12 protein-coding genes are annotated in these 13253 nt (G+C 60.7%); 8 read left to right on the forward strand and 4 right to left on the reverse strand.

Annotated features, from left to right (window positions below):
- Both VF629_RS00005 and VF629_RS00010 read left to right on the forward strand, forming a co-directional pair.
- The coding region (locus VF629_RS00005) for a hydroxymethylglutaryl-CoA reductase (protein ID WP_331056384.1) at positions 1-1218 on the forward strand (1218 nt) is incomplete at its 5' end.
- A 278-nt stretch (positions 1219-1496) separates the two neighbouring features.
- Positions 1497-2174 (forward strand): hypothetical protein, encoded by a 678-nt coding sequence (locus tag VF629_RS00010; protein ID WP_331056385.1) that lies wholly within the window; start codon positions 1497-1499, stop codon positions 2172-2174.
- 72 nt (positions 2175-2246) lie between these two features.
- Here the strand turns inward: VF629_RS00010 and VF629_RS00015 are convergent, their stop codons facing one another.
- The 3 genes from VF629_RS00015 to VF629_RS00025 form a co-directional block, all read right to left on the reverse strand.
- On the reverse strand, positions 2247-2765 hold the full coding sequence (locus VF629_RS00015; RefSeq protein ID WP_331056386.1) for a hypothetical protein: 519 nt from the start codon (positions 2763-2765) through the stop codon (positions 2247-2249).
- A 71-nt stretch (positions 2766-2836) separates the two neighbouring features.
- Positions 2837-4042, reverse strand: coding sequence for a homogentisate 1,2-dioxygenase (locus tag VF629_RS00020; protein WP_331056387.1), 1206 nt, complete (start codon positions 4040-4042; stop codon positions 2837-2839).
- 264 nt (positions 4043-4306) lie between these two features.
- Entirely contained in the window at positions 4307-5980 is a 1674-nt protein-coding gene (locus VF629_RS00025) for a S41 family peptidase (RefSeq protein ID WP_331056388.1), read from the reverse strand.
- A gap of 422 nt (positions 5981-6402) precedes the next feature.
- Between VF629_RS00025 and ruvX the strand changes: the two genes are divergently transcribed.
- The 5 genes from ruvX to VF629_RS00050 all read left to right on the forward strand — a co-directional run bounded on the left by ruvX (position 6403) and on the right by VF629_RS00050 (position 11519).
- Positions 6403-6828 carry a Holliday junction resolvase RuvX gene (ruvX, locus tag VF629_RS00030; RefSeq protein WP_331056389.1) on the forward strand — a complete coding sequence of 142 codons (426 nt, stop codon included), beginning with the start codon at positions 6403-6405 and terminating at the stop codon, positions 6826-6828.
- Between the two features lie 165 nt (positions 6829-6993).
- A complete protein-coding gene (def, locus tag VF629_RS00035) occupies positions 6994-7593 on the forward strand; it encodes a peptide deformylase (protein ID WP_331056390.1) in 600 nt (199 codons plus the stop codon).
- Positions 7594-7671: 78 nt separating this feature from the next.
- The gene (locus tag VF629_RS00040; protein WP_331056391.1) at positions 7672-8649 is read left to right on the forward strand and encodes a zinc dependent phospholipase C family protein; all 978 of its coding nucleotides are present in this window, start codon (positions 7672-7674) and stop codon (positions 8647-8649) included.
- An 87-nt stretch (positions 8650-8736) separates the two neighbouring features.
- Positions 8737-9111: a DMT family protein gene (locus VF629_RS00045; protein WP_331056392.1), complete on the forward strand. Its 375-nt coding sequence runs from the start codon at positions 8737-8739 to the stop codon at positions 9109-9111.
- 98 nt (positions 9112-9209) lie between these two features.
- The gene (locus tag VF629_RS00050) at positions 9210-11519 is read left to right on the forward strand and encodes a patatin-like phospholipase family protein (RefSeq protein ID WP_331056393.1); all 2310 of its coding nucleotides are present in this window, start codon (positions 9210-9212) and stop codon (positions 11517-11519) included.
- 21 nt (positions 11520-11540) lie between these two features.
- Here the strand turns inward: VF629_RS00050 and VF629_RS00055 are convergent, their stop codons facing one another.
- A complete protein-coding gene (locus VF629_RS00055) occupies positions 11541-12251 on the reverse strand; it encodes an alpha/beta hydrolase (protein ID WP_331056394.1) in 711 nt (236 codons plus the stop codon).
- A gap of 437 nt (positions 12252-12688) precedes the next feature.
- Between VF629_RS00055 and VF629_RS00060 the strand changes: the two genes are divergently transcribed.
- Complete coding sequence (locus tag VF629_RS00060) at positions 12689-13243, forward strand: RNA polymerase sigma factor (protein ID WP_331056395.1); 555 nt, start codon at positions 12689-12691, stop codon at positions 13241-13243.
- Positions 13244-13253 lie beyond the last annotated feature (10 nt).

The raw sequence follows: 13253 nt of genomic DNA on the forward strand, positions 1-13253 counted from the left end.
GACTTGCACGTGGAGGTGGAAGATGCCATTGTGAGCACGAGCAACCACAAGCCCCGCATTCCGCGCTCCGATGAGGACGACTATTCCGAAGCGGCCATCGCGGCCCGGCAGCGTTTCGCCGAGCAGTTTTCGGGCAAAGAATTTCAGCACCTCAAGCACTATTCCTTCGATGCCCACAAGCTGCGGGGCAACTGCGAGCACTTCATGGGCGTGGCCCAGATTCCGGTGGGCCTGGCCGGCCCCCTGACCATGAACGGCGAGCACGCCCAAGGCGATTTCCTGATTCCGATGGCCACCACCGAGGGCACCTTGGTGGCGAGCTACAACCGCGGCATGCAGGTGCTGAACCTGTGCGGCGGCGTGAAGTGCACCGTCATCGGCGATGCCATGCAGCGGGCCCCGGTTTTCGTGTTTGCGGACGCCCGCGGGGCGCGCGATTTCGGCCTGTGGGTAGAGGAAAACATCGACCAGATTCGGCCGCAAGCCGAAAGCACGTCGAGCGTGGCCAAGCTGCAATACATCGATACCTACCTGAGCAACAAGTTTGCTTATCTGCGCTTCAACTTCAGCACCGGCGACGCGGCCGGGCAGAACATGGTGGGCCGCGCCACTTTCGCCGCCTGCTCCTGGATTTTGGAGAACTACAAAGACCACAAAATCGAGCATTTCTACCTCGAATCGAACTTTGCGACCGACAAAAAAGCCTCGCAAATCAACGTGATGCGCACCCGCGGCAAGCGCGTGGTGGCCGAGGCCGTGGTGAGGCGCGACGTGCTGCAGCAGCGCATGCGCGTGACGCCCGAACAGCTGGCCTACCACGGGCAAGTGAGCAACGTGGGCGCGTTCATTTCGGGCGCCAACAACAACGGGGCGCACTCCGCCAACGGCATCACGGCCCTGTTCATCGCCACCGGCCAGGACGTGGCCAACGTGAGCGAATCGAGCGCCGGCATTCTGTACTCGGAAGTGACCAAGGAAGGGGATTTGTACATCAGCATCACCATTCCCTCGCTCATTGTGGCCACCCACGGCGGCGGCACGGGCCTTGCCACCCAAAACGAGTGCCTGCACATGCTGGGCTGCGTGGGCCGCGGCACCGTGCGCAAGTTTGCCGAAATCGTGGCCGGCGTAGTGCTGGCCGGCGAGCTGAGCCTGGGCGCCGCCATCAGCAGCTCCGACTGGGTGAGCAGCCACGAGCAGTACGGCCGCAACCGCTAGGGTTACTGCTTCTGCTTTCCAACGTCGTCGTTGTGGCCCACCAACCTTGGGTTATGGCGACGACGTTCGTGCGTTGCACAAGCCCATTCATCGAAATAGCAGTTGTTTGAAGTCGGGGGCACCGGTCGTGGCACGGTGCTTGGAAAGGCGCTCACGGGTGCTTAGTTACTGACATTACTGTCGTATTTTTGACACCCTTTTCCCTATCCAATTATTCCCACCAGGTGAAGCAACGGTTTTTCTTATTCGCGATTTTTATAGCCGCTATTGGCCAACCTGTGTTGGCCCAATCCAACCGGGAACTGGCCGAAGCCCGCGCCGTGCACCAGCAAGCCAACGCCGGCGCTTCGGGCAAAGCCCTCCGCGTAGCCCTCAAGCAGCAGCCCGCTGGCTACATGGGCCAAGGGGCCTTTCAGTTTGGGGCCCTGCGCACTTACGACGGCCGCTACCGCCCCGTGCCGGGCCTGCGCTACCACGCCGGACTGCGGCTGCTGGAAGCCCAAGATTCCGTCAACAACGATTCGACCCAGCTCTGGCCCGCGGGCGGCCTCCGGGGCTTCGACCTGGGCGAGGCCGGCGACGCCGAAATGCCGCTGCGACGCTTCCGCACCCGCCTGATAAAGGAAGGCGCTGCCGGCACCCGCCGCGAGTTTGTGGAAATACTGACGGCCATTGACGCGGGCCCTTTGGTGCTCGCCTGGATGTATTCGTTGGGGCCAGAGCCGAACGCAAAGGGCGTGCGCCCGCTGGTCGGCACGCTGGTAGCGGGCTCGGGCACCAACGGGGCCGAGCCGTTGCGAGTGCTGGAGGCCGACCAGCCGTCGGTGCTGCGCCTGTTTGGCGGCCGGGCCGACGCCGTGCGCAAGTTTGTCGCCACCGAACGACTCGACTACACCCGCCCCGCCGACATTGCCCGCATGATGGATTACTACAACCGGGTAGCGGTGATTAAATAGCATTCCGCAACATATTGAACAACAAAAAAGCCGCTCTTTGGAGCGGCTTTTTTGTTGTAGTAGCCTGGAAGCCTATAGTGGGTCGGCCGTCACTTTAAAAGTGGCGTCGGAACGTACTTTAAACGTCGTGAAATTGAAGCCCACTGTTGTGGCCACCGACGTCAAATCGTAGGTCTCAGACTTCAGGTATTCGTCAAGTCTAGCCTTGGTGGGCACGAGCGTAAGGGTGTTGACGCCCTGGGGCACGTTGTCGATGCTCGCCAGCAGAATTTTGTTGTTGGCGTTGGTGCTGATATACAGTTCCAGCTTTTGCAGGAAGTCGAAGTTGCTGCCAGCGGGCTCAGTTATGGTCAGGACGAACTTATCGAGCAACACGTCTTTCACCTTATCGCGGGTGGTTTTGTTGTTGCGGAACGAGTCTTCCGACTTGGTTCTCACGGTCACAGGGGCCAGCTGCGCGCCGCCCACATAGCCCGGAATTTGCACCTCCTGCATCACGTCCACCGTGAAAGTCAGAAGTCGGTCAATCTTTTTGCAGCCGACAAAAGTGAACAGGGCCACCAAGGGCAATAAGAGGAGGAGCTTTTTCATTGGTCTAAAATACGTTAGGATGAATATAGTTGAAAGAGAGAGGTTGTGAACGTAAATGAATAAAGCTTGGGCTAGTCCATCATGTCAGCCGAGCGCGGCGGGTCGGGCACAAAGCCGGGGTTCCAGCTCATGGGGTAGCGCGCGTCCACATACGGCAGCGCGGCCTCGGTGAGGTAAAGCGGCCGGAACGTGTCGACCATCACGGCCAGCTCGTGGGTTTCTTTCTTGCCGATGCTGGCTTCCACGGTGCCGGGGTGCGGGCCGTGCGGCAGCCCCGTGGGGTGCCACGTAAACGAAGCCAGGTCCACGCCCTTGCGCGACATAAAATTGCCAGCCACGTAGTACAGCACCTCGTCTGAGTCGACGTTGGCGTGGTTGTAGGGCGCCGGAATGCTCAGCGGATGGTAGTCGAACAAGCGCGGCACGAAGGAGCAAATGACGTAGTTGTGCCCTTCAAACGTCTGGTGCACGGGCGGCGGCTGGTGCAGGCGCCCAGTGATGGGTTCAAAATCGTGAATGCTGAAGGCGTAAGGGTAGAAGTATCCGTCCCAACCCACCACATCAAACGGGCAGTGCGCGTAGGTGAGCTGATGCAGGAAGCCTTCCTTTTTAACCTGCACGAGGTAGTCGCCTTCGGGAAAGTCGTCGGTGATGAGTTCGGTGGGCGGGCGCATGTCGCGCTCGCAGTACGGCGAGTGTTCCAGCAGCTGGCCGAAGTGATTGCGGTAGCGCCGCACGGTTTCCACGGGGCTGAACGACTCGATGATGAGCAAGCGGACGGGGCCTTCCTCAAAGTGCAGCTGGTGGATGATGGTGCGGGGCACCACCACGTAGTCGCCGGGCTCGAAGGCCACCTTGCCCATCTGGCTCCAGAGCTCGCCGCGGCCTTCGTGCACGAAAATCACCTCGTCGGCCTGGGCGTTTTTGTAGTAGTACCCCATCTGCTTCTCGGTGGGGTTGCAAATGCTCATCGTCACGTCAGCGTTGCCGAGCAGCGTCTGGCGGGCGGCCAGGTAGTCGCCGCCGGTGCTGGTTTGGGCCAGCGTGCGCAGGTGTTCGGGTTGGAGCGGCCGGTCTTTCAGCAGCTTGGGCGCGTAAGGCCGGGGCTCGCCCACGTGCTTTATCTGGGTGGGTGGGTGCACGTGGTAAAGCAGCGACGACACGCCATGAAAACCCAGCGTGCCCACCAGCTGCTCCGAATAGAGCGAGCCGTCAGGCTGGCGGAATTGGGTGTGGCGCTTGCGCGGAATTTGACCAAGGCGGTGGTAGTGTGCCATACAATCAGGGGGTGGGAATAGCTGCGCTGACCTGCGGTTGGAGCAGTGAAGGTACGAGCTTGGCCTGTTTCCGTTCGGGACAAGCCCCCAACGCGCTTGCTCCGCAATAATTAAGTCCCAGCCCAGCACTCACCTGCCAGACTGGGACTCAGTATCGATAATATAATGGGTAATGGTGTTGGAAATAGATAAAAGTGGTGACCAATAAGTGGACGGTAATAGAGAAAAAGCAGTAGGTTGTTTTAGTAAGTCAAGCAGTTGAGTTTATTTTCCGAGCAGTGCCAGCTGAGCGGTGCTGTCGCCAACGGCGTGCAGCGCGCGCTGCAATTCGGGGTCTTGCTCGCGCAACACCGTGTAGTAAGCCACCGAGCCGTAAGCGCTGCGGGCAATGAAGGCCTTGAGTTGGTTGCGCAGCAGGGGCGCACAGCGGCGCATGGTGGCCACGTCGCTCGCAAGGCCCACTTGCTTGGCTTGCGCGGCCAGGCCCACCAACTGCGCATCGGTGATGCGGAAGGTGGCATTGAACTGCTCGAAGCGCAGCCCCTCCAGTTCGGCTTTGTGGGCTTGGTAGAAAGAGAGCGCGAAAGCCCGGGCCACGCCGTGGCTCAGCATTTTGGTGAAATAGGCCGAGTGGGCCATCGAGTCACGCGGCACAAACACGTCCGGCGTGATGCCGCCGCCCCCGTACACCGTGCGGCCATGGTCGGTGCGGAAGCGCAGTTCTTTGGCAAAATGAATGCTGTCGGCCGAAGCCAATTCGCCGCGGCTGGCGCGGGTGGCTAGCTCCCGGCTGTACTCCGCGTAATTGGCGCCGTACGGCTTTTGAATGGAGCGGCCAGCGGGCGTGTAGTAGCGCGCAATGGTGAGGCGCAGCTCGCCGCCGTCGCTCAGGGTGATGGGCTGCTGCACCAGGCCCTTGCCAAAGGTGCGGCGCCCCACCAGAATGGCGCGGTCGTGGTCTTGCAAGGCCCCGGCCACCACTTCCGCCGCCGAAGCGCTGCCCTCGTCCACGAGCACCACCAAAGCGCCTTCTTCGAATTCGCCGGCTACTTTGGCATAGGTCTGGGAGTCGTACTGCTCGCCCTTGCCGTCGGTGTACACGATTTTGCGCGAGCCGCCGATGAACTCGTCGGCCAACCGGGTAGCGCGGTCGAGGTAGCCGCCGGGGTTGCCGCGCAGGTCCAGCACGAGGCGGGTCAGGCCCTGCCGCCGCAAATCGGCCAGCGCGGTCTTGAATTCCTCGTAGGTGCCCGAAGCAAAACGGCTCACTTTGATGTAGCCCGTCTGGTCGTCCACCAGGTAAGCCGCGTCAACCGACGTATTGGGAATGCGGCTGCGGGCAATGGTCAGGCTGAGCGGCCGGGCCTGGCGGGCCCGACGCACCTCCACGGTGATGCTGCTGCCGCGGGGGCCGCGCAGCAGCTCCGACAAGCGGGCCCTGCTCAGGTGCATCCCCGAGGTACGCTTGCCGCCGATGCTCAGAATCTGGTCGCCGGGCTGCATGCCGGCTTGCTCGGCAGGGCCACCGCTGAGGGGGGCCACCACGGTCATGGTGTCGCGGAAGAGGTTGAACTCGATGCCCACGCCGTCGTAGTCGCTTTGCAGGAAAGCGTCCGACCGGTCGCGGTCACGGTTGGGGATATACACCGAATGCGGGTCGAGCTTTTCGAGCATCTGCGCCACGGCGAAGTCGGCCAAGGCATCGGTGTCGACGGAATCGGCGTAGTCCCGGTCGACGTAACTCAGAATTTCCTTGAATCGGAGGTAGCCCCGGGCCGTGCCGTCAGGATTGTCCGACGAAGGACGGAAAGGGTTGTTGGCTATTAGTATTCCGCACCCCATGGCCAGCGTCAACAGCAACGCCTGCCGCAGTCCCGCCCGCCGCCGCGAGGCAGTAGGCTGGCCGGTTTCCGGGGCAGCTGGCGGGGTGAAAGACATGGGCCGAATAGAGGTGTTGATGAATAGCAACTGGTTAAATGAGATTCAAAACTATTTAAATTTTCTCAGTTCAAAGCGAATAAATATCGGAAAGGCTAAATTTCATTTATAAATACAATAGTTTACATAAAAAGCCTAAATAATGGGCTATTACAGCGGCATATTACAATTTATAAACTTACCCTATAACTAAAATAATTCGATTGCAATTTATAATTTTACCATTAATACGTTTTTATCCTTTCGATGAAATGGAGTGGATTCGCGACGAGCGTGGTGAGATGAATGGTCAAGGATGGCGGTAGGTTGAGGCGGTGTGGTTATGGCGGGGCTACTGCGCTGGATTGGGGCCTTGCCGGCGCCGTATCTTTGCGCTGCGCTTTGGCGCTCCTCTCCTATTTGCTTCAACTGCTTTCTGGCTTATGGGCCGCATTCTTGCCATCGACTACGGAAACAAGCGCGTGGGCCTGGCCGTGACGGACCCGTTGTGCCTGATTGCTTCGCCGCTGGAGACCATTCACAGCCAAGACTTGGTGGCGTACGTACTGGCTTACCACAAGCGCGAGCCGCTTCGGGCCGTGGTGGTGGGCATGCCGCGCACGCTGCTCAACGAGCCCACCGACGTGACCAGCGCCGTGGTGGGCTTGGTGCGCCGCCTGCGCCGCGAGTTGCCGGACGTGCCCGTGCACGAGCTGGACGAGCGGTTTACCTCGCGCATGGCCCACGCCACCATGCTGGCGGGCGGGTTGGGCCAGAAAGCTCGCCGCGACAAGGCCACGGTCGACCGCATCAGCGCCGCCATCATTCTGCAGTCCTTCCTCGAATCGCCGCTGATGAAGGAAGTGTAGATATCGGTTATCAGTTGTCAGTTGCTCGTTGTCCGTTGTTAGTTGTTCGTGCGCTGTCATTAAGTCTTATTTAGAAACGGGCTTGAATCCTAACAGCGGACAACGACCAACTGACAACTAATAACCAACAACGACCCACTGATAACCAATAACTGACAACTAGAAATGATTTACTCCATTGTCGCCATCGGCGACCCGGTGCTGAAAACCAAAGCCAAGAACCTCCCCACCGACTTGCCCGCCGCCGAACTGCAGCAGCTGATTGCCGACATGTTCGAAACCATGTACTACGCCCACGGCGTGGGCCTGGCCGCGCCACAGATTGGCAAGGGCGTGCGCCTGTTTGTGATGGACTCCGGGCCGATGGTGGAGGTAGACGAGGAAGACCGCGAAGAAGACGAAGTGCTGGAGGAGCCCGTGAAACGCGCTTTTCTCAACCCCGTGATGGTGAGCGAAACCGGCGAAGAATGGGGTTTTGAAGAAGGCTGCCTGAGCATTCCGGGCGTGCGCGAACTCGTGCACCGCCACGCCGACATCGTGCTGCGCTACGAAGACGAAAACCGCCAGGTGCACGAAGAAGCTTTCTCGGGCATGGCCGCGCGCATCATTCAGCACGAGTACGACCACCTCGAAGGCATCCTGTTCACCGACAAACTGTCGGGTTTCAAAAAGCAACTGCTGAAGGGCAAGCTGGCCCGCATCAGCAAGGGCGACGTGAAGCACGACTACCGCATGAGGTTTGCGGCCGACGGCAAGCGGCGGTAGCAGCTACAGAGAGCTACCAAGGGGCGGACCGTTCATTCAGGTGCTTGATTTTGCGGGCATTCGCCGTACCTTTTGTGCGTGAAAAAATACGGAATTTTATTGTTGTGCAGCGTCTCGCTGCTCTTGTGCGCTCGGCAGGCCCAGGCGTGGGGATTTTTCGGTCATCGGCTGCTGAACCGGTTGGCGGTGTACACGTTGCCGCCGGCCATGGTGGGCTTTTACAAGGCCAACATTGAGTACCTGACCGTGAACGCCACCCGGCCCGACTCGCGCCGTACGGTGGTGCCCGGCGAAGCGCCCAAGCATTTCCTCGACGTGGACCGCTACGGCGACAGCGCCGAATACAAAATGCCCCGGCGCTACGCCGACGCCATCGCCCGCTACACCGAAGACTCCTTGCTGCAACACGGCATTGTGCCCTGGAATGTGGTGACGATGAAAAACCAGCTCACGGCCGCTTTCCAGGCCCGCGACACCGACCGCATTCTGCGCCTCTCGGCCGACATGGGCCACTACATTGCCGACGCCTGCGTGCCGCTGCACACCACCAAGAACTACAACGGCCAGCTCACTGGCCAGCGCGGCATTCACGGGCTATGGGAGTCGCGCCTGCCGGAGCTGCTCAGCACCGACTACGACCTGTTTACGGGCAAGGCCAAGTACCTCGAAAATCCCAGCGACGCCATTTGGGCCGCCGTCATCCGGTCGCACGCCGCCGTCGATTCGGTGCTGCGCTTCGAAAAAGAACTGACGGCTCAGTACGCCGGGGACCAAAAGTTCGGGTATGAGCAGCGCGGCAGCCAGACCGTGCGCACGTATTCCCGCGAGTTCAGCCGGGCCTACCACGCCAAGCTCAACGGGCAGGTGGAACGCCAAATGCGCTACGCGGCGGCGCTCATCGGCAACTTTTGGTACACGTGTTGGGTCGACGGGGGCTCGCCCGACCTCGGCAAGCTGCCCCGCACGCCCTCCGAAACCGAAAAGCAGCGCTTGGAGCGCGAGCAGAAAGAAACCGCCGCCGCGCCCGCCGTAACCGCCCCGGGCCACGACGAGTAAGCACAGCTCAAGGGTCCTGAACTCCCCTCCGCTGGCCGGGTGGGGAGTGTTGGTTTCGTCTCGTTTCTCGCTTGCCCTGCTTCCATCATGAAAGGCTTTTATTCCCTGGCGCTGCTCACCATATCCAATTTGTTCATGACGTTTGCCTGGTACGGGCACCTGCACTTGTTCAAGAAGATGGCTTGGTTTACCAAGCTGGGCCTGTTTGGCGTCATCATGGTGAGTTGGGGTCTGGCGTTGTTCGAGTACCTTTTCCAGGTGCCGGCCAACCGGCTGGGGTTTGTGGAAAACGGCGGGCCGTTCAGCATGTTTCAGCTCAAGGTGATTCAGGAGGTCATTACGCTCACGGTATTTACGCTGTGTGCGGTGTTCGTTTTCAAGACCGATAAGCTGGGCTGGAACCACGTGGTGGGGTTTGGGTTGCTGGTGGCCGCGGTGTACGTTATTTTCAAAAAGTGGTGAGCCGGCAGTTGGCTGTATCTTTCTCATCCTTAATGCTTAGCCGGTCCGTAGCAACTTGCTTCTTGCGCGTGGCGTAAGAGGCGCTCTTATTTGCTGTTATGTGTGAAAAATTACTGCGTGCCGTGGTGTTTTGTGGGTTGCTTGGTTGGCTGGCGTTTGGGGCGCAGGCCCAAAAAGTGGGCCTGGTACTGAGCGGCGGCGGCGCCAAGGGGCTGGCCCACGTGGGCGTGCTGCGGCAGCTCGAAAAAAACTGCATTCCCGTCGACTACATCGTGGGCACCAGCATGGGCGCCGTGATTGGCGGCATGTACGCAGCGGGCTACTCGCCCGACGAAATCGAGCAGATTGTGCTCAGCGACGATTTCCAGAAGTGGACTTCGGGAAAGCCCCTGGAAAGCAAAACCTTTAACTTTTTAACGTCGGAGCCGTCGCCGTCCGCCCTGCGGCTGGGCATTGCCATCGATTCCACGTTTCAGGCCCGCGTCAGTACCAATCTGGTGAACGACCTGAACCTGAACCTGGCGCTGGCCCGCCTGCTGGCGCCGGCCTCGGCCAGCAGCAACTACGACTTCGACCAGCTGTTTGTGCCGTTCCGGTGCATGGCGTCGGAGGTGTTTACGCGCACGGTGGTGGAGCAAAAGCAAGGCTCGCTGGCCGACGCCATCCGCAACTCGATGTCGTTCCCGCTGGCTTTCCGGCCCATTCGCAACCTCGACGGCAAGTACTACTACGACGGGGCGGTGTACGACAACTTCCCAACCGGCGCCATGAAGAAGACCTTCGCCCCGGACATCATCATCGGGGTGAATGTGGGCGACGTGGCCTTTAAGAAGTACCCCAAAAACGACGATGCCTTGTTGGGCAGCACGGTGGCTTTCTTGGGCACCAGCGTGGCCGATACGGGCAGCGTGGGCCGCAACGGCATCTACATTCAGCCCGATTTGGACGGCATGGGCGTGGGCGACTTCGAGCGCGTCAGGGAATTTATTGCGGAAGGCGACACGGCGGCCTTGCGCAACATGGAGAAAATCAAGCAACGCATTGGCCGCCGCGTCGATTCGGTGGACCTGCAAAAGCGGCGGCAGGCGTTCCAGGCCCGCGCGCCGAAGCCCCGCTTTGTTGACGTGCGGGTGAACGGCCTGCGGCCCGAGCAGAACGAGTACGCCGCGCGCTTCTTCCGGCGTTCGGGCCGCGACTACTCGCTCGACGACCTGGAGGAGGGCTACTACCGCCTGGCCTCGGATGACTTTTTCAAGAACATTTACCCGCGCATTCGGTATGACGCGGCCCGCCAGGGGTACATTTTCAGCGTGGATGCCCAGCGCAACAACAACGTGAGCACCGAAGTGGGCTTCGTGCTGAGCAACCGGCCCATCGACAACCTGTACTTCGGCGTCGAATACCGGTACCTGCGCCGGCTGCTCTACACGGCCTCGGCCGACGTGAGCCTGGGGCGCTTTTACAACGGAGCCCACGGCTCGTTCCGCATCAACGTGCCTGCCCGGCTGCCGTTTTTCATCGAGCCCGAGGTCACTTACAACCAGTGGGACTACCAGAGCACGGGCGGGGTGCTGGGCCGCAACGTGCTGAACACGCAGGTGCGGCAGCAGGACACCAAATTGGGCGGGCAATTGGGCATCAGCCCCAACTATCGCAGCCGCATTCTGCTGGACGTGGCGGCGTTTGTGACCAAGGACGAGTACACAAATTCCAAGGAAATCAACTCGAGCGACGTACTCGACGCCACGGTGTTTCGGGGTGGCACGGCGGCCCTGCGCCTGGCCCGTAACACCCTCAACCGCAAGCAGTATTCTACCAGCGGGCACCGCTACGTGTACACGCTGCGGGGAGTATCGGGCTCGGCGACCTATACGCCCGGCTCCACGGCCGAGCAATTGGCCAATTCGCGGCACCGCGACTGGCTGCAATTCCGAGCCACCGCCGAGCAGTACTTTGCCTTTAAGAAGGAGCGGCACGCCTGGGGCTATTTCCTTGAATTGATGGTTAGCAGCCAGCCGGATTTCTCCACTTTCCGCTCCTCCCAAACGATTTCTCCCGTCTTTGCCCCGCTGCCCGATTCGCGCACGCTCTTTCTGGACAGCTACCGTTCGGCGCGCTACGGCGCGGCGGGCCTTCGCTACATCCAGCCCTTCCTCAAAAAGCTCGAATGGCGCACCGAGGCCTTTGTTCACGTCAACGGCCAGCCGCTACGGCAGGGCGAGCAGCAAGTGGCCGTCCGTAAATCGGGCTTCGACCGGCCGCGCCTCACGGCCAGCACGGGCCTGATTTTTCAAACGCCGGTGGGCCCCCTGGCCCTGCACGCCCGCTTCTATGATGATTCGGCCGAGCGGTTTAGCGTTTACGGGCATTTGGGCTTCCTGCTTTTCCGCGGCCGCGCCCTGGAATAAGCGCCCGCTGGCCGGCGTGTGTTACGCCAACACGCGCTGTATATCGGGAGCAGCCTCCAGGGGCAGCAAGTGCCCGGCGCCCGGCACCACGGTGAACGGCGTGCCAGCAGGCAGCAGCGGCAGCGTGAGCCGCCGTTGCGTGGCGGGCGTAATGGCTTGGTCGCCTTCACCCACCAACAAGCAGCAAGGCACCTGCACCCGGGGCATTTGGGCCGAGATGTTTTCGCGCGCGCCTTCGAGCAGCCAATTGGCCCAGGCCGCCGAGCTGCTGCGGAGGTTGTCGGCAATCACTTGGTCGCGCAGGGCGGCAGACAAAGGGCGTCGGGTGATTTTCTTGAACGTTTTGGCGGCTTCCTTAGGCTTGCCGTGAGCAGCTAGCGAAGCCGCCCGGTCAGCGTCGGACATGGGCTCGCCCGGCGGTGGCGAGGGCGAGAGCAATACCAGTTGGCTCAGGCCCGCCGGCTGACGCGCGGCCAACGCCAGCGCCATTTTTCCGCTCATGCTGTGCCCAATGAGGGTGAAATCGGCTACCCGCTGCTGCTGCGCATACGCGGCCACCCAGTCGGCATACGCCCGAACCGAATAGTCAAACCCTGCCGGTACTGCCTGCGCCCCAAACCCGGGCAAGTCAGGCGCCAAGAGCCGAACGCTGGCCGGCAGCAATGCCCGCAGCACTTCGTATTCGAGGCCCGAGCTAGCCCAGCAATGAAGGGCAATGATGGTGTGGGGCATGGGCTAAGCCAGGGTGAGATTTAGGAAAACCACGCCTTCGGGTGCCTCTACTGAATGGGCAGACGTGAGGGCATCAGGCAGCGGCTGCAAGGCGCTGGGATGCTTCCGGCTGAAGCGCAACACGGAAATGATGACTGGTTGAATGAGCGCGGTGGCGTTGACAATCAACTGGCTTTGCTAACTAAATAGCCCTGCTTTTGTTAACACTATGCCGTTTATAATGCCAACCAAGCAATCCAGTGTACCGGAGCGGACGTAGGTTTTTGTTCTAATTCCATCGGACTTCGAAGCCTACCGCTATCCATTCTTTCCAACCAATACTCTCCGGCACCTATAGTAAACCTGCTACTATTCTGTCCATCTATCCAGACCGGCAACTCAGTCGCTAGCTCCTAGCTCATAGGAACCGCGAGGGGGCTGCAGGCTCTTTTCTACTTATGAACTCAACTCCGGCGTTGCCAACGGCGACGGACGAAGAGGCCTTGGTGCAGCGCCTCCTCTCCCGTGACGAACAAGCCCTGAGGATATTACACGACCGTTATGCGTCCAATTTAAGGACCGTCATTGCGAGGCTGGTGCGCGACGAGTCCCTCGCGCAGGACGTGCTCCAGGAGGGCCTGCTCAAGGTATGGCTCAGCATTGCGAGCTACGATGCCCAGCGCGGTCGCCTGTTCACGTGGATGGTGCGGGTGTGCTGCAACCAAGCCATCGATGCCCTCCGCAACCCCCGTCACCGGTTCCATAGCGCCAACAAGTCGCTCGAAACCGGTGGTGCCCAGCAGGCCCACGCCGCTTCCACTTTCAACCCCGAACACATTGGGCTGCGCGAATTGACGCTCCGCCTCAAGCCCCGTCAGCGAGAAGTCATCGAGTTGCTCTACTTCGGGGGCTGCACGCAGGCCGAAACCGCCGAACAATTGGGCATCCCCTTGCCGACCGTTAAAACGCGAGCCCGGGCGGCCCTGCAAGCCCTGGCTCAGCTGGCCCGGTAAACCCTTTGTT

Origin of the sequence: Hymenobacter sp., assembly GCF_036388155.1 — a bacterium.
GTDB lineage: Bacteria > Bacteroidota > Bacteroidia > Cytophagales > Hymenobacteraceae > Hymenobacter.